Source organism: Kitasatospora sp. NPDC088861 (assembly GCF_044750105.1).
Taxonomy (GTDB): domain Bacteria; phylum Actinomycetota; class Actinomycetes; order Streptomycetales; family Streptomycetaceae; genus Kitasatospora.
The window spans coordinates 308,705-331,606 of the sequence record NZ_JBIVJF010000001.1; the positions used below are offsets into that span (position 1 = coordinate 308,705).

18 protein-coding genes are annotated in these 22,902 nt (G+C 73.6%); 12 read left to right on the plus strand and 6 right to left on the minus strand.

The annotated features are described in order from the left end of the window. Window positions 1-482 precede the first annotated feature (482 nt). Window positions 483-1,382: an HAD-IB family hydrolase gene (locus ACIP37_RS01290; RefSeq protein WP_363587425.1), complete on the plus strand. Its 900-nt coding sequence runs from the start codon at window positions 483-485 to the stop codon at window positions 1,380-1,382. Between the two features lie 423 nt (window positions 1,383-1,805). Here the strand turns inward: ACIP37_RS01290 and ACIP37_RS01295 are convergent, their stop codons facing one another. Beyond that, window positions 1,806-2,696, minus strand: coding sequence for an oxidoreductase (locus ACIP37_RS01295; protein WP_400803982.1), 891 nt, complete (start codon window positions 2,694-2,696; stop codon window positions 1,806-1,808). A 220-nt stretch (window positions 2,697-2,916) separates the two neighbouring features. Here ACIP37_RS01295 and ACIP37_RS01300 point away from each other — a divergent pair, with 220 nt between their 5' ends. The 7 genes from ACIP37_RS01300 to ACIP37_RS01330 all read left to right on the plus strand — a co-directional run bounded on the left by ACIP37_RS01300 (window position 2,917) and on the right by ACIP37_RS01330 (window position 12,971). Then, window positions 2,917-3,918 carry an ATP-binding protein gene (locus ACIP37_RS01300; RefSeq protein ID WP_363587429.1) on the plus strand — a complete coding sequence of 334 codons (1,002 nt, stop codon included), beginning with the start codon at window positions 2,917-2,919 and terminating at the stop codon, window positions 3,916-3,918. A 455-nt stretch (window positions 3,919-4,373) separates the two neighbouring features. Then, on the plus strand, window positions 4,374-6,803 hold the full coding sequence (locus tag ACIP37_RS01305; protein WP_363627811.1) for a SulP family inorganic anion transporter: 2,430 nt from the start codon (window positions 4,374-4,376) through the stop codon (window positions 6,801-6,803). Between the two features lie 242 nt (window positions 6,804-7,045). After that, entirely contained in the window at window positions 7,046-9,001 is a 1,956-nt protein-coding gene (gene acs / locus ACIP37_RS01310) for an acetate--CoA ligase (protein ID WP_363627812.1), read from the plus strand. Window positions 9,002-9,461: 460 nt separating this feature from the next. Beyond that, window positions 9,462-10,838: a Na+/H+ antiporter NhaA gene (nhaA, locus tag ACIP37_RS01315; RefSeq protein ID WP_363579680.1), complete on the plus strand. Its 1,377-nt coding sequence runs from the start codon at window positions 9,462-9,464 to the stop codon at window positions 10,836-10,838. A 187-nt stretch (window positions 10,839-11,025) separates the two neighbouring features. After that, on the plus strand, window positions 11,026-11,502 hold the full coding sequence (locus ACIP37_RS01320; protein ID WP_063348673.1) for a phage holin family protein: 477 nt from the start codon (window positions 11,026-11,028) through the stop codon (window positions 11,500-11,502). Between the two features lie 95 nt (window positions 11,503-11,597). Then, window positions 11,598-12,617: an alpha/beta hydrolase gene (locus ACIP37_RS01325; protein ID WP_363579681.1), complete on the plus strand. Its 1,020-nt coding sequence runs from the start codon at window positions 11,598-11,600 to the stop codon at window positions 12,615-12,617. 144 nt (window positions 12,618-12,761) lie between these two features. Beyond that, entirely contained in the window at window positions 12,762-12,971 is a 210-nt protein-coding gene (locus ACIP37_RS01330; RefSeq protein ID WP_063348672.1) for a hypothetical protein, read from the plus strand. Window positions 12,972-13,062: 91 nt separating this feature from the next. Here the strand turns inward: ACIP37_RS01330 and ACIP37_RS01335 are convergent, their stop codons facing one another. The 4 genes from ACIP37_RS01335 to nth form a co-directional block, all read right to left on the minus strand. Beyond that, window positions 13,063-13,764, minus strand: coding sequence for a metal-dependent hydrolase (locus tag ACIP37_RS01335; RefSeq protein WP_363579682.1), 702 nt, complete (start codon window positions 13,762-13,764; stop codon window positions 13,063-13,065). Between the two features lie 150 nt (window positions 13,765-13,914). After that, a complete protein-coding gene (locus ACIP37_RS01340; protein WP_363579683.1) occupies window positions 13,915-15,099 on the minus strand; it encodes a MarP family serine protease in 1,185 nt (394 codons plus the stop codon). 46 nt (window positions 15,100-15,145) lie between these two features. Continuing rightward, window positions 15,146-15,913: an NUDIX hydrolase gene (locus ACIP37_RS01345; RefSeq protein ID WP_400803990.1), complete on the minus strand. Its 768-nt coding sequence runs from the start codon at window positions 15,911-15,913 to the stop codon at window positions 15,146-15,148. Continuing rightward, window positions 15,910-16,785 carry an endonuclease III gene (gene nth, locus ACIP37_RS01350; protein WP_363579685.1) on the minus strand — a complete coding sequence of 292 codons (876 nt, stop codon included), beginning with the start codon at window positions 16,783-16,785 and terminating at the stop codon, window positions 15,910-15,912. Before nth ends, ACIP37_RS01345 begins: the two co-directional genes overlap by 4 nt. Before the next feature lie 147 nt (window positions 16,786-16,932). Here nth and ACIP37_RS01355 point away from each other — a divergent pair, with 147 nt between their 5' ends. The 3 genes from ACIP37_RS01355 (at window position 16,933) to ACIP37_RS01365 (ending at window position 20,699) form a co-directional block, all read left to right on the plus strand. After that, window positions 16,933-18,471, plus strand: a complete 1,539-nt coding sequence (locus ACIP37_RS01355) for a flavin monoamine oxidase family protein (protein ID WP_400803993.1) — start codon at window positions 16,933-16,935, stop codon at window positions 18,469-18,471. Continuing rightward, complete coding sequence (locus ACIP37_RS01360) at window positions 18,468-19,871, plus strand: glutamate-cysteine ligase family protein (RefSeq protein ID WP_400803995.1); 1,404 nt, start codon at window positions 18,468-18,470, stop codon at window positions 19,869-19,871. Before ACIP37_RS01355 ends, ACIP37_RS01360 begins: the two co-directional genes overlap by 4 nt. A 210-nt stretch (window positions 19,872-20,081) precedes the next feature. Continuing rightward, window positions 20,082-20,699, plus strand: a complete 618-nt coding sequence (locus ACIP37_RS01365; RefSeq protein ID WP_363579688.1) for an RraA family protein — start codon at window positions 20,082-20,084, stop codon at window positions 20,697-20,699. A 119-nt stretch (window positions 20,700-20,818) separates the two neighbouring features. On the opposite strand, the gene ACIP37_RS01370 is transcribed toward ACIP37_RS01365, so the two are convergent. Further along, window positions 20,819-21,664, minus strand: coding sequence for an isocitrate lyase/phosphoenolpyruvate mutase family protein (locus ACIP37_RS01370; RefSeq protein ID WP_400803999.1), 846 nt, complete (start codon window positions 21,662-21,664; stop codon window positions 20,819-20,821). Between the two features lie 120 nt (window positions 21,665-21,784). Here ACIP37_RS01370 and ACIP37_RS01375 point away from each other — a divergent pair, with 120 nt between their 5' ends. Next, window positions 21,785-22,816, plus strand: coding sequence for a winged helix-turn-helix domain-containing protein (locus tag ACIP37_RS01375; RefSeq protein ID WP_363579690.1), 1,032 nt, complete (start codon window positions 21,785-21,787; stop codon window positions 22,814-22,816). Window positions 22,817-22,902: the final 86 nt, after the last annotated feature.

A 22,902-nucleotide genomic window follows, 5' to 3' on the forward strand; every position in this document is an offset into this window, starting at 1 on the left:
TTGACGATCGGGGATCACGGATGTGAACCGGAAGCCCGTCGCACCCTCGCCGGCCACCCGACGGACCCTCCCGGCCGCCCCCTCGGGCACCCCGCCGCAGCAGCTCTGCCCACCGATCGGAACCAGCCGAAGAGCCACGGGCAGCCATGAGCAAACAGCGACGCAGAGTGACGAAAGGTGGTCAGTGGACCAGGGTGTCGACACCCCCCGTACACCGTCGGCAGGGCGGCCGCGGCGCTCGCCGCGAGGGGCCTTCAGGGCCCAAAAATGGCCCCGGACGTGCGACGACCCCCGCCGGGGGGGAGAGCGGGGGTCGTCTATCCACGGCCCGACTCGGGGGGGAGGAGCCGGACCGGGTTAGCACGGTCGCGAACGATCCGTGACTTCCATGGTGTACCCGAGCGGCCAGAAACACAAACCCGCACGCCCACGAGTACACCGAATGGCGGCCTGTTTTGCGGCTCCCTCTATCCTCGGTTCCCGTGGACACCACCGAGAACGCCGACGACCACGCCGACGAGTCCCCGGGCGAGGCCACCGGGCCCGCGCAGACCCGCTCACCCGTTCGCCCCGGGCCGGGCGGGCCGCGCACGGCGGCCTTCTTCGACCTGGACAAGACCATCATCGCCAAGTCGAGCGCGCTGGCCTTCAGCCGCCCGTTCTACCAGGGCGGTCTGATCAACCGTCGGGCCGTACTGCGCAGCGCGTACGCCCAGTTCGTCTTCCTGGTCGGCGGCGCGGACCACGACCAGATGGAGAAGATGCGCGAGTACCTCTCCTCGCTCACCCGGGGCTGGAACGTCCAGCAGGTCCGCGAGATCGTCGCGGAGACGCTGCACAACCTGATCGACCCGATCATCTACGACGAGGCCGCCTCACTGATCGAGCAGCACCACGCGGCCGGTCGGGACGTGGTGATCGTCAGCAGTTCGGGCTCCGAGGTGGTCGAGCCGATCGGCGCGCTGCTCGGCGCGGACCACGTGATCGCCACCCGGCTCAAGGTCGAGGACGGCTGCTACACCGGCGAGATCGAGTACTACGCCTACGCCGAGAACAAGGCTGCCGCCATCCGGGAGTTGGCCGAGTCCGAGGGCTACGACCTGGCCGCGTCCTACGCCTACAGCGACTCCTCCACCGACCTGCCACTACTGGAGGCCGTCGGCCACCCGTCGGCGGTCAACCCCGACCGCGCGCTGCGGAAGGAGGCGCAGGCCCGGGAGTGGCCGGTGCTGGTCTTCGACCGGCCGGTGGAACTGCGGCGGCGGCTCCCGGAGTTCTCCGCGCCGAGCGGCTCGGTGCTGACGGCCGTGGCGATCGGGACGGCGGCCGTGACCGCCGGGGTCATCTGGTACCTGGCCCACCGGCGCCGCCCGGAGGCCTGAACCGCCCGCCTCGGGCCCCGCAACGCGGGCAACCGCAGGCCCCGCAGCGCAGGGCAAATCAGACAATCAGCACAGAGTTCTCTTTTCGGGTTCCCCTTTCGCCCGAAACGCGATACAAATGAAGCACGGCCCGCGAGACCCGGTCAGGACCCGAAGAGGTCAAACCGACAACGCAGTTAAGGCCCCACGGACCGCGTGTTCAGGTATCCGAGCACCCACATGCAGCCGACCCGCTGTCGGGCCGCTGGACCAGACGAACGGGCAGGATCCCCGTCTGATCAGCACTTCCGGTGCATGCATGGTCACCCGGTATCTGCACCAGCGGCGGCACCAGGCAGGATCGGGTGCCGCCGCATCTTCGTGCCGGAAGCGCCAGAAGCGCCCGCGGTCCCCGCCCGCGCCGCCCCCGCGGCCCCCGCCCGCTCAGACCATCCCGCGCTGCATCGCCTCGCAGACCGCCGTACTCTCCCGCACCCCGAGCCGCAGCGCCCGCCCGCAGTGCGCGATCCAGGCCGCCATCCCCTCGGGCGTGCCCGCCAGATAGCCGGCCAGGGCCCGCCGGTAGGCGTCGGTGCCGAGTTCCGCCAGCCCGACCTCGGCCGGGCAGATCGACTTCGGGTCGAGCCCCTCGGCGAGCAGCACGATCCGCTGGGCGGCCCGCGCGATCACGCCGTTGTACGCGCCGAACGGCCGCAGCGCGAGCAGTTCGCCGTGCACCACGGAGGCGACCACCAGGGCCGGCGTCCCCACGCCCTGGCCCTCGGCGCGCGCCACCAGCAGTCGGGAGAGCTGGTCGAGCCGGGCCGCGACCTCCTCGGCACCCGGGGCGGGCGGCAGCGCGGGCAGCGGTTCGTCCACCTGGACGACCTCGACGCTCTCCACCGGCTCGAGCCCCAGCGGGAACAGGTCCTCGACGCCTTCGCCCGCGCGGCGGGGCCGCCCGGCGGACGGCTCGCCGTCGCCGACGGCGAGCAGGTGCAGCCGGGCCAGCACCTGGAGCGGCGAGTGCCGCCAGATGCTGAGCAGCTGGCCGGCCTCGGCGGCGATCCGCAGGGCCGCGCCGACCGTCCGAGCCTCGGGGTCCGCGCTGAAGTCGCTGCGGCGCCGGACCTCCTCCAGCGGCCAGTCGGCCCCGGCCAGCGCCGCCGACGCGCGGGCGCCGCGCAGCGCGGACTCGGAGGTGACCTCGGCCGCGCGGCGGCGCATCACCCGGTGGCCGTAGAGCCGGTCGACGGCCTTGCGGACCTCGGCCACGGCGTCGGGCACCCCGGGGAGCTGGGCCAGCGGGGCGAGGGGATCTGTTCCAGTGCTCACCTACCCGAGAGTAATGAACAGCCGCCCCCTCCCGGAACAGCAACCCCGGATCACCCATTAGAGGCAATCCTCACTTCCCTCCGCCGAGGAGGCCCAAACCCCGGCTAGCATGGCCACTATCGGAGACGATAACTATTTCCACTTAGGGCGCCTCGGCATGTGCGGCCCCTGAGCAGGTGGCCCCCCGAGCGCGGGCCCAGAGCGAGAGCCGGAGTCCCAGATGAAGATCGCCTTCGTCGGCAAGGGCGGCAGCGGGAAGACCACGCTGTCCGCACTGTTCATCCGCCATCTGGCCGCCGCGGGCCGGCCGGTCATCGCCGTCGACGCCGACATCAACCAGCACCTGGGCCCGGCCCTGGGTCTGACGGATGCCCAGGCCGCGGAGCTGCCCTCGCTCGGCGCGCACCTGCCGGAGATCAAGGAGTACCTGCGCGGCAGCAACCCGCTGATCCGCTCGGCCGACGAGATGATCAAGACCACGCCGCCCGGCCGGGGTTCGCGCCTGCTGCGGATCGTCGAGGAGAACCCGGTCTACGCCGCCTGCGCCCGCCCGATCGCCCTGGACGAGGGATCGGTCCGACTGCTGGCGACCGGCGCCTTCACCGAGGAGGACCTCGGGGTGGCCTGCTACCACTCCAAGGTCGGCGCGGTGGAACTGCTGCTCAACCACCTGCTGGACGGCCCCGACGAGTACCTGGTCACCGACATGACGGCGGGCTCGGACTCCTTCGCCTCCGGCCTGTTCACCCGCTTCGACCTGACCTTCCTGGTGGCCGAACCGACCCGCAAGGGCGTCTCCGTCTACCGCCAGTACAAGGACTACGCCCGCGACTTCGGCGTCCGGCTGCGGGTGATCGGCAACAAGGTGCAGGGCCCGGACGACCTGGCGTTCCTGCGCCGGGAGGTCGGCGACGACCTGCTCACCACCTTCGGGCACTCGGACTGGGTGCGCCGTCTGGAGCAGGGCGCCGAGCCGCCGCTGAAGTCGCTGGAGCCGACCAACCGGGCCGTCCTGGAGGAGCTGCGGGCCGAGGCCGAGTCCGCGTACGGGCAGCGGGACGTACGCCGCTACACCGAGCAGGCCGTGCTCTTCCACGTGCGCAACGCGGAGAGTTGGGCCAACGCCAAGGTCGGCGTCGACCTCGCGACCCAGGTGGACGAGGCCTTCGTGCTGGGCGGGGTCGGCGGCGAGCGGCCCGCCCCGGCGGGTGCGCGCGCCTGACGCCGCTCCGCCCGAACGGGCCGTGGCCCTCCCCCCTTCCCCGGGGAGGGCCACGGCCCGTTCCGCACGTCCGGACCGCCCGGCGCCACCGAACGCCCGGCCGTCCCCGGCTCCGCCAGCAGATTCCCAGCGGTTCGAACACCACCCAATGGGGTGAATCGGGGGGTTTTCCCCTTCCCTCCCGGAATGACGCTGTGCAAAGCTTTCATTACCCTCGGTTTACCGAGTCTTGATGGTCCGTCCCGACGGCCCTCGGCGAGACGTCCCGCACCTCGCCCAGGTCCCTGGCGGGCCCTGATGGTCGAGGTCCGGCCGGTGACACCCGCACTCCCCGCCGCGCCCACGCCATCCCGCCACACCGTCGCGACCCACGACAGCCGATCCGCCCCGGAGCCCCACCCCGGACTCACCGCCGGACCTGACTGCGTTCGTTCCCCCGGACAGACGGGAAGACAATGACCCTCGACATCTCCAGCGCCCCCATCGCCTCCGACACCACCGACCACGCGCCACCGGGCCCCGGCACCAAGGCCCGCTGGGCCCAGGACCTCTCAGCCTCCCTGGTGGTCTTCCTGATCGCCGTGCCGTTCTCCCTCGGCATCGCACTCGCCACCGGCGCCCCGCTCACCGCCGGCCTCGCCGCCGCGGCCGTCGGCGGCATCGTCGTCGGGCTGTTCGGCGGCACCCCGCTCCAGGTCAGCGGCCCCTCCGCCGCGCTGACCGTGATCACCGCCGGACTGATCGTCCAGTACGGGTGGCGGGCCACCTGCGCCATCACCCTGGCCGCCGGGCTGCTCCAACTCCTGCTCGGCGTGCGCCGGGTGGCCCGGACCGCGCTCGCCGTCTCGCCCGCCATCGTGCACGGCATGCTGGCCGGGGTCGGGCTCACCATCGCCATCGCGCAGCTGCACGTCGTCCTCGGCGGCTCCCCGCAGAGCTCCGCGATCGCCAACCTCCTCGCGCTGCCAGGCCAGTTGGCCGGGCCGCACCCGCCCGCGCTGCTGGCCGGATCGGTGACCGCGGCCGTCCTGTTGGGCTGGCCCCGACTCGGCCGACTCCCCGGCCGCGCGGGCGAGTTCGGCGCCAGGCTGGCCAAGGTGCCGGGCCCGCTGGCCGCCGTCGCCACCGCGACCGCGCTCGCCCTGGCCCTGGACCTGCGGCTCGCCCACATCGGGCTGCCCGCCTGGCAGCCGCACGCCCTCGTGCCCGCGCTGCCGCACGGCCCGCTGGCCGGAGTGCTGGCCGCCGTCCTGACCGTCACCGCCGTCGCCAGCGTGGAGTCGCTGCTGTCCGCCGTCGCGGTCGACCGGATGTCCCGCCGCACCGGCGACCTCGACCGCGAACTGCGCGGCCAGGGCCTGGCCAACATCGTCAGCGGGCTGGTCGGCGGGCTTCCCGTCGCCGGCGGCGCCGTCCGCAGCACCGCCAACGTGCGGGCCGGCGGCCAGAGCAGGTGGTCCTCGGTGCTGCACGGCGTCTGGGTGCTCGCCGCCGCACTGGCACTGACCGGCGGGCTGCGCCGGATCCCGCTGGCCGCGCTGGCCGCGCTGGTGCTGGTGGTCGGGCTGCAGATGGTGAGCTTCGCGCACATCCGCAACGTGCACCGGCACCGCGAGTTCCCGGTCTACCTGACCACCGTGCTCGCCGTGGTGGCGCTCGGCGTGCTGTGGGGCGTCGCGCTCGGCGCCGGCACCGCCGTGCTGCTCGCGCTCTACCGGCTGACCCGCGCCCACGTGGACGTGCTGGCCGGCCCGGCCGGCGTGGTCACCGTCCAGACGCACGGGCCGCTCACCTTCACCGCCGTGCCCCGGCTGAGCCGGGCGCTGGCCGGGATCCCCTCCGGCGCCGAGGTAACCGTGGTCCACGACGGCTCCTTCCTGGACCACGCCGCGTACGAGACGCTGCACAGTTGGCGGACGGGCCACCAGGCCGCGGGCGGCCGGGTCTCGATGGTGACGCGCCGCAGGGACGACGAGGTGCTCGACCCCGACGGCACCGTCCGGGCGGGCAGTTCACCCGGTCCGCACCGCTGCCGGGCCTGGACGCCCTGGGTCGGCCACCACTGCATCGAGCAGCAGGAGGACCCGCACGGCCGGCTGCTGGACGGCGTCCGGGTGTTCCAGCAGCACACCGCCCCGCTGATCCGGCCCGAACTCGCCCGCCTGGCCCGGGAGGGGCAGACGCCCTCCCAGCTCTTCCTGACCTGCGCGGACTCCCGGATGGTCACCAGCATGATCACCAACAGCGGCCCGGGGGACCTGTTCACCGTCCGCAACGTCGGCAATCTGGTGCCGGCCCCGTACGAGCCCGGCGCGGCCGACGACTCGGTGGCGGCCGCGGTGCAGTACGCGGTCGAGGTCCTGGAGGTCGGCTCGATCACGGTCTGCGGCCACTCCGGCTGCGGCGCGATGAAGGCCCTGCTGGACGGCGTGCACGAGCGCCCCGGGCCGCCCACCCCGCTGGCCCGCTGGCTGCGCAACGGCCGCGGCTCGCTGGACCGGCTCCGCCGGGTCCCCGCCGGGTTCGACGCGCGGCCGGTGGTGGACCTGGTGGAGCAGCTCTGCATCACCAACGTGGTCCAGCAGCTGGACCAGCTGCTGGCCAACCCGGCCGTGGAGCGCCGGGTGGAGGAGGGCACCCTGCGACTGGTCGGGATGTACTTCGACTTCGCGACCGCCCAGGCCTACGTGCTCGACCGGGCCGAGGGGACGTTCAGTCCGATCGAGGCGCGCATCGGGACGGCAGCGGCCGGAACCACGGCCGGCCGGGCAGCGCCAGGGGCACCGCCGACCGGGTCGCCGGCTGGCGACACGCCCGAACGGGTGAATGAAGATGGCCGGGTTCCCGCCGACGGCGCCGAGGACGGCCCCCGGCTGGCCGCCTGAGAGCCGGGCCCGCGTCCCCGCCGGGCGGGCCGGGGCGCGGGCCCTCCGGCCGTCGTACGGCGCACCGCCCAGAGGCGGTACGCCGTACGATGGTCCGTTCGACTGCCGGTCAAAGGTCTACACCAATTACCCGGAGGCTCTTGTCAAGTGCCCCATTCGCCTGGTGAGCTGTGCGCTGGGACACACGGGACAATCCCCACGCACGGGATCGTCTCCGATCATGACTCGATGAGGAGTGCGCGTTGAGCAACGAGAGCCTGGCCAACCTGCTCAAGGAGGAGCGGCGATTCGCCCCGCCGGCAGAGCTCGCCGCCGCCGCCAACGTCACCGCGGCCGCGTACGCGCAGGCCTCCGAGGACCGCCTGGGCTTCTGGGCCGAGCAGGCCCGCCGCCTCAGCTGGGCCGTCGAGCCGACCGAGACGCTGGACTGGTCCAACCCGCCCTTCGCCAAGTGGTTCGCCGACGGCAAGCTCAACGTGGCCTACAACTGCGTCGACCGCCACGTCGAGGCCGGACTCGGCGACCGGGTCGCGATCCACTTCGAGGGTGAGCCCGGCGACAGCCGCTCGATCACCTACGCCCAGCTCAAGGACGAGGTCTCGCAGGCCGCCAACGCGCTGCTGGAGCTCGGCGTCCGCAAGGGCGACCGGGTCGCGGTCTACCTGCCGATGATCGCCGAGGCGGTCGTCGCGATGCTCGCCTGTGCCCGGATCGGCGCCACCCACTCGGTGGTCTTCGGCGGCTTCTCCGCCGACGCCGTCGCCTCCCGCATCGAGGACGCCCAGGCCAAGCTCGTCATCACCGCCGACGGCGGCTACCGCCGCGGCAAGCCGTCCGCGCTCAAGCCGGCCATCGACGAGGCGCTCACCAAGGTCGACGGCGTCGAGCACGTCCTGGTGATCCGCCGCACCGGGCAGGACATCTCCTGGACCGAGGGCCGTGACGTCTGGTGGCACGAGATCACCGCGCGCCAGTCCACCGAGCACACCCCCGAGGCGCACGACGCCGAGCACCCGCTGTTCATCCTCTACACCTCGGGCACCACCGGTAAGCCCAAGGGCATCCTGCACACCTCGGGCGGCTACCTCACCCAGGCCAGCTACACCCACCACGCGGTCTTCGACCTCAAGCCGGAGACCGACGTCTACTGGTGCACCGCCGACATCGGCTGGGTCACCGGCCACTCGTACATCGTCTACGGCCCGCTCTCCAACGGCGCCACCCAGGTCATCTACGAGGGCACCCCGGACACCCCGCACCAGGGCCGGTTCTGGGAGATCGTCCAGAAGTACGGCGTGACGATCCTCTACACCGCGCCGACCGCGATCCGCACCTTCATGAAGTGGGGCGACGACATCCCCGCGAAGTTCGACCTGTCCTCGCTGCGGGTGCTGGGCAGCGTCGGCGAGCCGATCAACCCCGAGGCCTGGATCTGGTACCGCGAGCACATCGGCGCCGGCAGGACCCCGATCGTGGACACCTGGTGGCAGACCGAGACCGGCGCCATGATGATCAGCCCGCTGCCGGGCGTCACCGAGACCAAGCCGGGTTCGGCCCAGCGCGCCCTGCCGGGCATCGCGGCCACCGTGGTCGACGACGAGGCCAACGAGGTCCCGAACGGCTCCGGCGGCTACCTGGTGCTCACCGAGCCGTGGCCGTCCATGCTGCGCACCATCTGGGGCGACGACCAGCGCTACATCGACACCTACTGGTCGCGCTTCGCGGGCCGCTACTTCGCCGGTGACGGCGCCAAGAAGGACGAGGACGGCGACATCTGGCTGCTCGGCCGGGTCGACGACGTCATGCTCGTCTCGGGCCACAACATCTCCACCACCGAGGTCGAGTCGGCCCTGGTCGGCCACCCGTCGGTGGCCGAGTCCGCCGTGGTCGGCGCCGCGGACGCCACCACCGGCCAGGCCATCGTCGCCTTCGTGATCCTGCGCGGCGGCGCCACCGAGAGCCCGGAGCTGGTCGAGGAGCTGCGCGCGCACGTCGGCCGCACGCTCGGCCCGATCGCCAAGCCGAAGCAGGTCAAGGTGGTCGGCGAGCTGCCGAAGACCCGCTCCGGCAAGATCATGCGCCGTCTGCTGCGCGACATCGCCGAGGGCCGCGAGGTCGGTGACACCACCACCCTCGCCGACAGCACGGTGATGAGCCAGATCCAGGCCCAGCTGCCGCCGGCGGGTGGCAACGGCTGAGCCGGCCGACACGGTGAAGCGTGCCCCGGGCGGTGGTCACCGCCCGGGGCACAGCCATGCCGTGAGTCCGAAGCCCGCTTCCGGTCGGCCGCCGGGGTGTGCCAGCGGGGCGGCCGGGGCCGGGCGGCGCCGGCGACCGACGGCAAGAACGACAGAGACCACAGAACCCGCAGAGGCGACAAGGACGACAGGGACGACAGGGCCGCGTTCACCCGTCTGCGAGCGGCCTAGGCCATTCGGGTGCCGTGCCACTGCTCCTCCGGAGTGCAGAACCACCCCTCAGGGCTTAAGTCCTTTAATAGGACAATCCGGATGTCACCCGAACGATCCCCTAGACTGTTAACGACGCATCAAGATCCCTGAACGGGAATCCGAGCGTCACAGGGCGCGCCGGGAAGTCTGGTCGGCAACTGCACCACACGTGCATCCGTTGCCGCTCCCAGCCCCTCAGGAGGTCCTCGTGACCGAACAGCCGCCCGTCCACGAGCCGACGACCCGCCGCCGGCAGCTGCTCGGCCGGCTGTCCCTGCCCGAGCGGACGTTCATCACCGACGCCCTGCGCACCGAGACCGTCGGCGGCATCCTGCTGCTGCTCGCCGCCGTGGTCGCACTGGTGTGGGCCAACGTCTGGCCGCACGCGTACGAGAGCGTCCTCGACTACACCGTCGGGCCGTCCGCCCCGCTGCACCTCGACCTCACCCTCGGCAACTGGGCCAAGGACGGCCTGCTGACGATCTTCTTCTTCGTGGCCGGGATCGAGCTCAAGCGCGAGTTCGTCGCGGGCGAGCTGCGCACCCCGAGCGCCGCGCTGCTCCCGGTGGTGGCCGCCGTCTGCGGGGTCGCGCTGCCGGCGATCCTGTTCGCCCTCGTCAACTCGGGCAGCGGCGGTCACCCCAGCGGTTGGGCCATCCCGACCGCCACCGACATCGCCTTCGCGCTCGGCGTGCTGGCCGTGGTCGGCAGCCACCTGCCGTCCGCCCTGCGCGCCTTCCTGCTCACCCTCGCCGTGGTGGACGACCTGATCGCGATCCTGATCATCGCGGTCTTCTACAGCTCCGGCATCAAGTTCTGGGCGCTCGGCCTGGCCTTCGCCGGCCTGGTGCTGTTCTGGTTCCTGCACCGGCGCGGGGTGCACGGCTGGTACCTGTTCGTGCCGCTGGCCGTCGTGAACTGGGCGCTGATGCACGAGAGCGGCATCCACGCCACGGTCGCGGGCGTCGCGATGGGTCTGATGCTGCGCTGCCACCGGGAGGGCGACGAGCAGCACTCCCCCGGCGAGCACATCGAGCACCTGGTCCGTCCGCTCTCGGCCGGCCTGGCCGTTCCGGTGTTCGCGCTGTTCGCCGCCGGGGTGACGATCTCCGGCCCGACGCTGCGCGAGGTGTTCACCCAGGCCACGCCGCTCGGCATCGTCATCGGCCTGCTGGTCGGCAAGACGGTGGGCATATTCGGCGGCACGTGGCTGGCCGCCCGGTTCACCCGGGCCGAGCTGAACCCGAAGCTCAAGTGGGCCGACATGTTCGCGGTCTCGGTGCTCGCGGGCATCGGCTTCACCGTCTCGCTGCTGATCAGCGAACTGGCGTTCCGCGACGACCTGGCCCTCGCCGACCTCTCCAAGACGGCCGTCCTGGTCGGCTCGCTGCTCTGCGCGACGGTGGCCACCGTGCTGCTCAAGCTCCGCAACCGGCACTACCGCGAGCTGTGCGAGGAGGAGGACCGGGACGTGGACGGCGACGGCGTCCCGGACGTCTACCAGGAGGACGACCCGGCCTGGCGGGCCCGGACCGCCGAACTCGCCCCTCGGCCCGACGGCGAGGGGCCGGAGAAGCCCCGCTGAGGCCCGCCGGCGGCCCGGCAGCGCCCGGACACGTCCCCCCGGCGGGGCCCCGGAGTGGTGTGCGACTGACCGGTAGGGGCATGATTCTGAGCTGTCGACAGTCCACTGACGCCTCCGGGCCCCTCCGGCCCCCCGAACCGCACCACGCGGCGGCGTCACGCCGCACAGCCGCAGAGGAGAACCGCTGATGCCCGCAGGAGCCGCAGACCCGTCCAGCAACGGCCGGGCGCCCTACGAGGGCGAGCGTTCGGTGGGGCAGCTGTTCGCGGCGGCCACCGCCGACCTGTCCGCACTGGTCCACGACGAGATCGCGCTCGCCAAGGCCGAGATCCGGGCGGACGTCAAGCGCGGCGTCTCCGGGGGCGTCTCGCTGGGCGTCGCCGCCGTGGTGGCGCTGGCCGCTGTCCCGATGCTGAGCGCCGCGGCGGCCTTCGGCATCCACGCGCTGGGCCTGTCGCTCGGTTGGTCGTTCCTCATCGTGGCCGGCGCCTACCTGCTGCTCGCGGTGCTGCTCGGGCTGATGGCCTGGCGCTCGTTCAAGCGGATCGAGAAGCCGCACCGCACCATCGAGGGCGCCCAGAAGACCGCCGACGTGCTGAAGAACGCCCGGCCGCGCCCGGCCACCAAGGAGGAGATCGACCGGGCCCTGGGCCGCATCCCGTAACGGCCCTTCCGGTGGCGGCGCACAGCCGCCCGCCCGGACCCGCCGGGAGCGAGTACCGGGCGCCGTCCGGCGCACGGATGTGACACGCTCTCGGTATGCCGCTTGACCAGAAGCCCGTGCCCGCGCAGCCGTCCGCCGACTCCGGACCCGACCTGGCACCCGGGGGGGAGCCCGCCGAGGAGACCCCCGACACCGCCCCCGACGGCGGCGCCGAGGCCTGGAGCGTCCGGCAGAGCGGCCCGTGGACGCACCGCGACCTCGCGGCCAACGGCGCCCGGTTCCACATCGCCGAGCTGGGCTCGGGCCCGCTGGTGCTGCTGGTGCACGGCTGGCCCGAGTACTGGTGGGCCTGGCGCCACCAGCTGACCGCGCTCGCCGAGGCCGGCTACCGGGCGGTGGCGCTCGACCTGCGGGGCATCGGCGGCAGCGACCGCACCCCGCGCGGGTACGACCCGGGCAACCTCGCCCTGGACATCACCGGGGTGATCCGCTCGCTCGGCGAACGCCGGGCGCACCTGGTCGGGCACGCCGCCGGCGGCACGCTGGCCTGGGTGGCGGCGGTGATGCGCCCGTCGGTGATCCAGAGCCTCACCGTGGTCTCCGCCGCGCACCCCCGGGACCTGCGCCGGGCCCTGCTGACCGACCGCCGCCAGGCGGCCGCCTTCGAGCACGTGCTGGGCTTCCAGCGGCCGTGGATACCGGAACGCCGCCTGGTGGCCGACGACGCCGCGCTGGTCGGCCGCTACCTGGACGCCTGGGCCGGTCCGAACCGGCTGGACGAGGAGGCGGTGCACGCGTACCGGCAGGCCATCCAGATCCCCAGCACGGCGCACTGCTCGATCGAGCCGTACCGCTGGCTGCTGCGCTCGATGGCGCGCCCGGACGGCATCCAGTTCGCCCGGCGGATGAAGAAGCCGATCACGGCGCCGACCCTGCACGTCCAGGGCGCGGCGGACCCGGTGCTGCTGTCGCACACCGCGCTGGGCGGCGGCGAGTACGTGGCGGCGCCGTACCGCTGGCGGCTGATGCCGGGAGTCGGGCACTTCCCGCACGAGGAGGCCCCGGAGCAGTTCACCGCGGAGTTGCTGGACTGGGTCGGCCGTCACAAGGAGTGACGGTGCAGGAGCGGCGAAGGGGCCGGGCGGGAAGGGCCCTTGGTCCCAACTCCCTTGATCTGACGCACATATGACAACCGCATAGGCCAATTTCGACGCGTGCCCGGCGGTTACCCCCACCGGCCCAGGGGCATCCATTCCGGTATGACCTGGATGCCCGATCGCGGCGGCGCCCCGCGCGCCCGACGCCACAACAGCTCCCAACGCTCCGCCCACCGCCCCGACTGGGCGGACGACCTCGGCTACGACGGCCCCGACCGCCGTCCGCGCCCGGCGCAGCGGCAGCTCGGCATCCCCCGCATCCTCGGCCGGCGCGCCCGCTGGGTCGGCGCACGACTGCGGCGCGAGACCTGAGGCCTCGCGCCGCGTCATCCGGCCGGTCGGTCCCGTCGGCCGGGTCGGCCGGGTCGGCCGGCCGATCGGTTCGGCCGGTCAGGCGGGACGGTCAGTTCACGATCGTCGGCGACACCGCGGTGAACCAGAGCAGGACGAAGGTCGCCACCGACATGATCGGCACCAGCACCTTGGTCTCGACGTTGTTGCCGCTGCGCTTGATCAGCACCACCTCGTAGCGCTCCTTGTGCGGCCAGAGCAGCGGCGCGCCCTTCTTGGTCAGGCAGTCGCCCAGCAGGTGCGCCAGGGTGCCCAGCGCCACCGCGTACGGCAGCCAGCCCGGCGAGTTCGGCATCCAGGTGTTCATCCCGAAGGTGCCGAGCGCGGACAGCCCGATGACGGTGATCCAGCTCTCCGGGCCGTCCCCCGGCGGGCAGAGCCGCAGCGCCCGGATCGCGAGCGCGATCAGGAAGAACGTCAGCACCAGGGTGAAGTTGCGGCCCAGGTAGGTGACGCCCGCCCAGGTGCCGGCGCCCATCAGCGCGACGAACAGCAGCGAGTGGGTGGCGTGCCGGTGCCCGCCGGAGGCCCAGGCCACGAAGCGGCAGAGCGCTTTGGAGATCGGCCCCAGGAAGTTGGCGATCGAGCCGTCGTGGTGGTCGAGGTCCGGCAGCAGGGCCGCCCCCGCGCACAGCACCGTGCCCATCAGTATGTCCGCCGGCTGCAGCGTGGTGTGCAGCAGCAGCGGGGGCAGGAACGGTGCGGAGGCGGCGTACAGCATCGCCCCACTGACCGCGTGCGAGTGACCCATCATCGGACTACCACGACCTCCCGTAAGACTCACTCCGGGACGGCGCCCGGTTGAGCCGAACGGGTGAGCGCGGCAGAGGCTACCAGGGCGGACTGACGGTGTGACGGATATCGGATCGTCGGATCCGGCGCGTCGGAGCGCCCCGGGGCCCGGTCAGAGCGCGCAGCCCTGGGTGTCCACCCGGGTGCTCGCGGTGCCGCCCTTCTCCGCGTCCTCCCGCACCTCGGCCGCGGTCAGCACGTACCCGGTGTCGGCGCTGTCCAGCGACTTGGCGAACACCACGCCGTAGACCTGGCCGTCCGGGGTGAGCAGCGGGCCGCCGCTGTTGCCCTGGCGGACCAGCGAGCGGACCGAGTAGACGTCGCGGACCACCTGGCCGCGGTGGTAGATGTCCGGGCCGTTGGCCTGGATCCGGCCGCGGATACGGGCCGGCTGGACGTTGAAGGCGCCGTTCTCCGGGAAGCCCGCCACGATCGCGCTGTCGTTGGTCTTCGCCTCGCCCGCGAACGACAGCGGGGGCGCGTTCAGCTTGGGCACGTCCAGGACGGCGATGTCGCGCTGCCAGTCGTAGCGGACCACCGTCGCGTCGTACAGCTGGCCGACCCCGCCGATCTGCACGGTCGGCTCGTCGACCCCGCCGACCACGTGGGCGTTGGTCATCACCCGGTGCGGGGCGAAGACGAAACCGCTGCCCTCCAGGGTCTTGCTGCAGGAGGTGGCGGTGCCCACCACCTTGACCAGGCTCTGCTTGGCCCGCGCCACCGCCGGGCTGCCGGCCAGCGCCGGGTCGGGGGTGTCGACCTGGGTGATCGGCTCGTGCTCGAAGGGGTTGAAGACCTGCGGGAAGCCGTTGCGGGCCAGCACCTTGGAGAAGTCCGAGAACCAGTTCGGCGCGTCGTCGGGCAGCGCGTTCTGCACGCCGCCGAGGATCGCCGAGGAGCGGACCTGCTTGGACACCGTCGGCAGCGACGCCCCGGCCAGCGCCGAGCCGATCAGCCAGGCCACCAGCAGCATCGAGACCACGTTCACGGCCGCGCCGCCGGTCGCGTCCAGCACCCGCGCCGGACGGCGGCCGATGTGGCCCCGGAGCTTCCAGCCGAAGTGCGCGGTGACCGCCTGGCCGATCGCGGCGCACACGATCACCACCACCACGGCCACCACCGAGGCCGTCGTGCCCGGGCTGAGGTGGTCGAGCAGCAGCGGCAGCAGTTGGACGGCCAGCAGGCCGCCGCCCAGGAAGCCGACCAGGGACAGGACACCCACGACGAAGCCCTGCCGGTAGCCCGACACGGCGAATGCCACGGCAGCGGCGATCAGCAGCACATCCAGGACGTTCACCCGGACACCCTCCCACGGCCCGCGGCCCGGCCGTGCAGACGGCCCCTCACGTGGGACCGGCGTCGCCGCCGGGCAGCGCCCGGGAGTGGTCGAGATCGCCCTGCACCAGGGCCAGCGCCTCGTCCGAGAGGTCGACGATCCGGGACGGGTCCCAGGGCAGCTCCAGCCCGCCGTGGTGCAGCACCCGGTCGATCACCCCGGCCGTGAACCCCCAGACCAGCCGCCCGGCCACCGCGAAGGCCGGCCCCACGTGCCCGGACGGGTGGCGCAGCCGCACCCGGTTCGCCGGGTCGGCCAGATCGGCGACCGGCACCCGGAACACCGCGCCGGTCTCGCCCTGGTCCACCGGCCGCACCGGCGACTCCTCGCGCCACCAGCCCAGCACCGGCGTCACCACGAACCGGCTGACCGGGATGTACAGCGCCGGCAGCACCGCGAACACCTGCACCCCGGCCGGGTCCAGCCCGGTCTCCTCCCAGGCCTCGCGCAGCGCCGCCGCGACCGGGCCAGGGCCGTCCGGGTCACCGTCCTCCGGATCCAGCGCGCCGCCCGGGAAGGACGGCTGCCCGGCGTGCGAGCGCAGCGAACGGGCCCGCTCGATCAGCAGCAGGTCCGGCCCGTCCGGGCCCTCGCCGAACAGCATCAGCACCGCCGCCGCCCGGCCGCCCTCCACCGGCGGCAGGAAGCGGCTCAGCTGCTCCGGCAGCACCCGCTCGGCCGCCTCCCGCACCGGCTCCAACCAGGCCGGCAGGCCGTCCGCCTCGACCGCCCGCACCGCCGACGGCTCCGGAGTCCGCCGTGCCTCGCGGGTCACTCGCCCACCGCCAGGTCCGCGATCCGCCCCTGGTGCTCGGCGGCGTCGGCCCGGGCGGCGGCCTCCCCCGGGAAGTCCCCCGGCGGCCTCAGCCGCTGCCCGGGCTGCCCGCCCAGCTCGTACTTGAGCAGCTTGCGCGCCTTCTCCGGGTCGGTCTCGCCCTCCCCGTACGACGGGCAGAGCGGCGCGACCGGGCAGGCGCCGCAGGCGGGCTTGCGGGAGTGGCAGATCCGGCGGCCGTGGAAGACCACCCGGTGCGACAGCATCGTCCACTCCGACTTCGGGAAGATCTCGGCGACGGCCGCCTCGACCTTCACCGGGTCCTCCTCCGCCGTCCAGCCGAACCGCCGGGCCAGCCGCCCGAAATGCGTGTCCACGGTGATCCCGGGCACCCCGAAGGCGTTGCCGAGGACCACGTTGGCGGTCTTGCGGCCCACGCCCGGCAGCGTCACCAGGTCGTCCAGGCGGCCCGGGACCTCGCCGCCGAAGTCGTCGCGCAGGGCGATCGAGAGGCCGATCAGCGACTTCGCCTTGTTCCGGAAGAACCCGGTCGGGCGGATGACCTCCTCCAGCTCCTCCGGGTTCGCGGCCGCCATGTCCTCCGGCGTCGGGTACTTCGCGAACAGCGCCGGCGTCGTCTGGTTCACCCGCAGGTCCGTCGTCTGCGCCGACAGCACGGTCGCCACCAGCAGCTGGAACGGGTTCTCGAAGTCCAGTTCCGGATGCGCGTACGGGTACAGCTCCGTCAACTCGCGGTTGATCCGCCGCGCCCGCCGCACCATCGCCAGGTGCGACTCCGGCTTCCCCGGCTTCACCCCCGGCACGGCCTTCGCCTTCGGTGCCGCCGCCGCCCGGACCTTGCTCTCTGCCATGCACGAAGGCTACGCCGAACGGCCGACGGCGGGCAGCGGATCACCGGAGCCCGCGGGAGCCGCGGACCGACCTTCGGATGGGCGCGGTCTGGTGGCTCGCGACGGCGGGCTGCCCCAGGCTGAGGGCTACGACGACGCGAGGTGCCCATGTTCGACGAGAGCTTCGCCTTTCCCAGCGGCCTGCTGCGCCCGGTGACCGGCGCCACCGGACGCGTCGCGGTGATCGGGGCCGGGGTGGCGGGCCTCGTCGCCGCCTACGAGCTCCAGCGCCGGGGCTTCGGCATCGTCCTGTACGAGCGGTCGAACCAACCCGGCGGACGGGTGCGCACGCACCGCTTCTGGGACGGCACGCACGCCGACCTGGGCGCCATGCGCATCCCCGGGAACCACCACTGCGTCCTCCACTACGTGTCCCAGTTCGGCCTGCGGACCAGGCCGTTCGTCAACTTCAACCCGGACGCCTACTACCACCTGCGCGGCCGTCGTGCCCGCGTCCAGGAGGTGCACGCGCTGCACCCGGCGTACGCGCTGCGCGCCGCCGAGAAGCAGGACCCGGTGCGGATCCTGGACCGGCTGCTGACGGCCGCCTGGGAGACGCTCACCCCCGACCAGCGCCGGCGGGTGCTGGACGGCCACTGGGACGACCCGGCGCTCGACCGGCTCGTCTCGGTGTCGCTGTGGCAGTACGTCCACGAGCACCTGTCACAGGACGCCTGGGACCTCCTCGGCCACGCCAGCGGCCTGGTCCACTACGAGCAGTCCTCCCTGCTGGAGGTCCTCGTCGACTACTTCGGCCTGTTCCACGCGGGCCAGGTGGAACTGGTCGACGGCACCGACCGCCTGGTGCACGCGTTCGTACGCCGGCTGCGGCCGAGGACCCTCCAGTTGTCCACCCAGATCGACGAACTCTCGCTGACCCGCCGGGGCGTCCGGGTGCACGGGCGGCGCCTCGGCGGCACGATCACCGAGGACGTCGACTTCGTCGTCTGCTGCGTCCCCGTCCCCGCCCTCGACCAGATCAGCTTCCGGCCCGGCCTGCCCCACCACCAGCGCCACGCGATCCGCGGCATCAGCTACGCCAGCAGCACGAAGACGCTCGTGCACACCAAGCGGCGCGGCTGGGAACTGGACGACCGGATCTTCGGCGGCGGCAGCTTCACCGACATGCCGATCCAGCAGTGCTGGTACCCGTCGGACAACGCCCGGCCCGTCGACGGCCGGACCAACGGGAGCACCGTCGGCAGGCGGCGCTGGGCCGCCCGGGACCCGCAGCGCTCCCACGAGCCCGCGGTGCTCGTCGGCGCCTACCTGTGGGGGGCCAACGCCCGCCGCTTCACCACCCTGCCGCCGGCCGACCGCGACCTGCTGGTCCTGAAGTGCCTGGAACGGCTGCACCCCGGCATCCTCCGCGACGCGGACGACATCGTGCACTGGAACTGGGACGACCAGGTCGGCATGGGCGGCGGCGCCTTCGCCCACCTCGCGCCCGGCGAGCACACCCGGTACCTGACCGGGCTCGGCGCCCCGCACCCGACCGACGACCCGAGGATCTTCTTCGCCGGAGAGCACCTGTCCGGAGCGCACGCCTGGATGCAGGGCGCCGCCCAGTCGGCCCTGGCCGTGGTCGGCCAGGTGATCGACCGGGGGCAGCACGCCGACGACACCGCCCGGCTGCGGGCCGGGTGAGCGCGGCACCGGCGCCCCGGCGCCGACCCGGCGAACAGAGCGGCGGCCCGGCGACGGGAGCGGCGCTGCGCCGCGACGACCTCGGACCGCTGCTCGCCCCGGCGGCGTCCGCGACCGAGCGGATCGGGCTGGAGATCGAGAACGGCATCGTCGACCCGGAGACCGGGCTGGCCGCCCCCTACGAGGGGAGGAACGGCGTCCGGGCCGTCCTGGAGGCCGTCCTCGCCGAATGGGGCGGCACGGACCGGCGCGACAACGGTCGACTGACCGGCGTGGACCTGGCGGACACCGCCCAGATCACGCTCGAACACGGCGGCCAGGTCGAGTACTCCTCCGCCCCGGCCGCCGACCTGGCCACGGCCGTGGACGACATGCGGGCCACGATGGAGCGCCTCGCGGAACTCGTCGGGCGCTTCGGCCTGGCCCTCCTGCCCGGCGGCAACCTCCCCTTCGACCGGCTCGACACCGTCTCCTGGGTGCCGATGCTCCGCGGTGCCGTCATGCGCGACTTCTTCGACCGGATCGGCGAGGCCGGCAGCGGGGCCCCGAAGATCATGTCGATGTCGCTGTCCACCCAGGTGCACCTGGACTACCTGTCCGACGAGGACTTCACCCAGAAGCTGCGGATGCTGACCGCCGCGTCCCCGGTGGTCGCCGCACTCCTCGTCAACTCGCCGCTCCAGGGCGGCCGATCGAACGGGCTGCTCTCGCACAGGTCGCAGAACTGGCTGCGGATGGACCCGCGCCGCTGCGGCGTCCTGCCGCCCGCGCTGCGGCCCGACGTGACCGCCGACGACGTCATCGACTGGGCGCTGGGGATCCCGATGATCTACTACCGCGACCCTGACGGACGGTACCGGCTCGCCCCCGACCGGCCGTTCGCCGAGATCCTGCGGCAGGGCTTCGACGACGGCACCATGCCGACCTTCGACCACTGGGTCTCCCACATGTCGCAGATCTGGACGGACGTCAGAGTCCGCCGGACCCTGGAACTGCGGGCCGGGGACGGCCCGCCGTACCCGCACATCCCGGCCGTACCGGCGCTGTGGGCGGGGCTCGCCTACCACCCCCCGTCGCGGACGGCGGCCTGGGAACTGCTGCGCCACCACGGCGTGGCGGAGCACCGCGCGGCGAAGGCCCGGCTCCCCGCCGACGGCCTGGACACCCTGCTCGGCGGCGACCGGGTCCGTGAACTCGCGGCGGAACTCGTCCGGCTCGCCCGGGCAGGCCTGCGGGCCCGGGTTCGCGCCGGCCTGGAACAGCCGAAGGTGCTGGACTACCTCGACCCGCTCGACGAGGTGCTGCGCACCGGGCAGACCTTCGCGGAGCAGTGCACGGCCCGCTGGGACACCGACCTCCGCCGCGACCCCCACCGCTACGTCGCGGCCTTCCGCGTCTGAACCCCCGTCCGACACGGTCGTCCGACACGGTCGTCCGGCACGGCCGCCCGGGTGCGCGGGTGCGCGGGTGCGCGGGTGCGCGGCGACGCAGCCCACCGCGCCCGAGCCGGTGCAGTTCTCCGGCCGAAGGGCCTTCCTCGCCCGAACCGTCGCGGGTTAGCGTGACCGGCGGCGGCCGGCCGCCGCCTGCCCACCGAAGAACGAGGAAGCATGGACCAGGACTTCAAGGACATCCCCACCACCACCCTGGCCGACGTGCTCGGGCGCGCCCAGGTCATGGACATCGGCATCCGTCCGCTGTGGGCGGGGGCGCCGCGGGTGGCCGGCCCGGCGTTCACCGTGCAGTGCCCGCCCGGCGACAACCTGATGCTGCACGCGGCGATCCACCGGGCCGAGCCGGGCACCGTGATCGTCGTCGAGTCGGGAGACCTGGACTACGCGCTGGCCGGCGGCAACGTGTGCGCCGTCGCGCAGCGCCGGGGCGTCGTGGCGTTCGTCGCCGACGGCCTGATCCGGGATCTGGGCGAGGTGCGGGAGCTGGGCTTCCCGGTCTTCGCCCGCGGCGTGATCCCGATCCCGGGGGCCAAGCGGGAGCTCGGCACGCACGGCGCCCGGGTGCGTTGCGGCGGCGTGCTGGTGGCGGCCGGTGACATCGTGGTGGCCGACGAGGAGGGGGTCGTGGTGGTGCCCGCCGACCGACGTGCCGAGGCCCTGGAGGCGGCCCGCGCCAAGCTGGCCAAGGAGGCCGCCGAGACGCTGGACGACTGGGAGGCGGCGCACCGCACCCGGATCGAGAAGACCCTCGGCGAACTGGGCTTCACCGGCTGACCCCCTGCCCGGCGAGCCCGGCCCGGGTGAACAGGGCGGGTGAACAGGGCGGGTGAACGGGCCGGGTGAACGGGCCGGGTGAACGGGGCCGAGCGGCCGTGCTCCCGGCGGGCCCGTGGTCAGCCCCGGTACAGCCCGTTCAGCTCGCCGAAGCCGAGCGCGCCGTCCAGCTCCGCCAGCGTCCCGGCGCCGAGCAGTTCGGCGGCCGCGCGGCGCGCCGCGGTGTACGCGAGCTGGGCGAGCCCGGTGCCGACGCTGACACGCCGCACCCCCGTGGCGGCGAGTTCGGCGACGGTCGGCCCGCCCGCGACGGCCATGGCGTTCACCGGCAGCGGGGAGCGCTCGCACAGCTCGGCGAGGGCGTCGAGGTCCAGCAGCCCGGGGACGAACAGACCGTCGGCGCCCGCCTCGGCGTAGGCCTCGGCCCGGGCCAACACGTCGTCGAGACCGCCCAGCCCGAACAGGAGGACGTCGGTGCGGGCGTTGACCACCAGCTCGGGCAGCCCGGCCGCGGCCGCCGCCGTCCGGGCCGCCCGCAGCCGGTCGGCCTGCTCGGCCACCGGGAACAGCGGGCCGCCGACGGCCGTCGAGTCCTCCAGGTTGACGCCGACGGCACCCGCCCCGACCAGTGCCGCCACGGTCGCGGCCACGTCGGCGGGCGTCGGCCCGTAGCCGCCCTCGGCGTCGACGGTGACCGGCACGTCCACGGCCGCGACGATCCGGCGGGCCGCCTCGACGGCCTGCGCCCGGTCCAGCCGGTGGCCGTCGCCGTGGCCGAGCGACCAGGAGACGCCGCCGCTGGTGGTGGCGATCGCCGGGGCGCCGGCCGAGGCGATGACGGCGGCGCTGCCCGCGTCCCAGGCGTTGGGCAGGACGAGCGGGCCGTCCACGACGAGCTCCCGCAGCCGCAGCGCCCGCTCGCGCGGCGTGGGGGTGGGGGTGGGGGCCTGAGGGGGAATGGACATGCGGGGTCACCGTTCTTCCGTGCCGTCGGGTGCTGCCTCGGTTCCCCCGCATCGTGCGGCCCGGCCCGGGCGGGTCACCACTGATTAAGCTGGGCCCGAATCTTCTGGGAGGGGCCCGGCATGCGGACGGCACTGCACTTCTCCGCGAACGACCTGGCGCTGACCCGTTTCGCCCTCTCCCCCCTGCAGGAGGTGGTGACCAGCCTCCGCGCCCTCGCCCACTCCCCCGTCCCCGCGCTGCACCGCCGCTGGGCCGACCAGGTGCGCGACCGGCTGGCCGCCACCGGACTCGACCGCGGCCGGCTGGCCGTCATGGTCCCGGCCGTCGGCCACCTGCCCGACTTCCTCAACCCCGCACCGGCGGGCTTCTCCCCCGCCCTCGCCGACGAACTGGCCGCGATCGCCGCCACCGGCGCCGGGCAGGTCCGCGCCGACCTGGACATCCTCGCCGCCGAGGCCGGCGGCCGCCTGCCGCCCGTCCTGGAGCCGCTGTACCGCGACCCGGCGGCGCAGCTGCCCCGGCTCACCGCCGAGATCGAGGCGTACTGGCAGCTCGCGCTCGCCCCGTACTGGGCCCGGATCCGCGCCCTGCTGGAGGCGGACGTGTTCCACCGCTCCCGGCAGGCCGCCGAGCACGGCACCGCGCGGATGCTGGACGACCTGCACGAGACGGTCCGCTGGGACGGCGCGGCGCTGCGTCTGGAGCGGCGGCACTGCGCGGTCGCCCGGCTGAGCGCCGGGGCCGGGCTGCTGCTCCTGCCGTCCGCCTTCGCCTGGCCGCGGGTGCTGACCCGGGTGCTACCGCCGGACCCGCCGCAACTGAGCTACCCGGCGCGCGGCGCGGCCACCCTGTGGGAGCCGCGCCCGAACGGGCGCCCGGACGCGCTGGCCGCCGTCCTGGGCCGGTCCCGGGCCCGGCTGCTGGCCGAGTTGGACTCCCCGGCCTCGACCACCGAGCTGGCCCGCCGCACCGGTCTGTCCGCCGCCGGCGTATCGCAGCACCTGACCGCCCTGCGCGCGGCGGGTCTGACCAGCGCCCACCGGGCCGGTCACAGCGTCCTCTACGCCCGTACGGCGGTGGGCGATTCACTGTTCGAACCGTCCGATGACGCGTTCGACCCGGTGCCGCCCCCGCGACGCCCCACCCGGTGACCCGCCGGTACGAATGGCCCCGCACCGCACACCTCGGCACACCCCCTCCTCATATGATCGGAGCGACATGCGCCATGCTTGGTGAT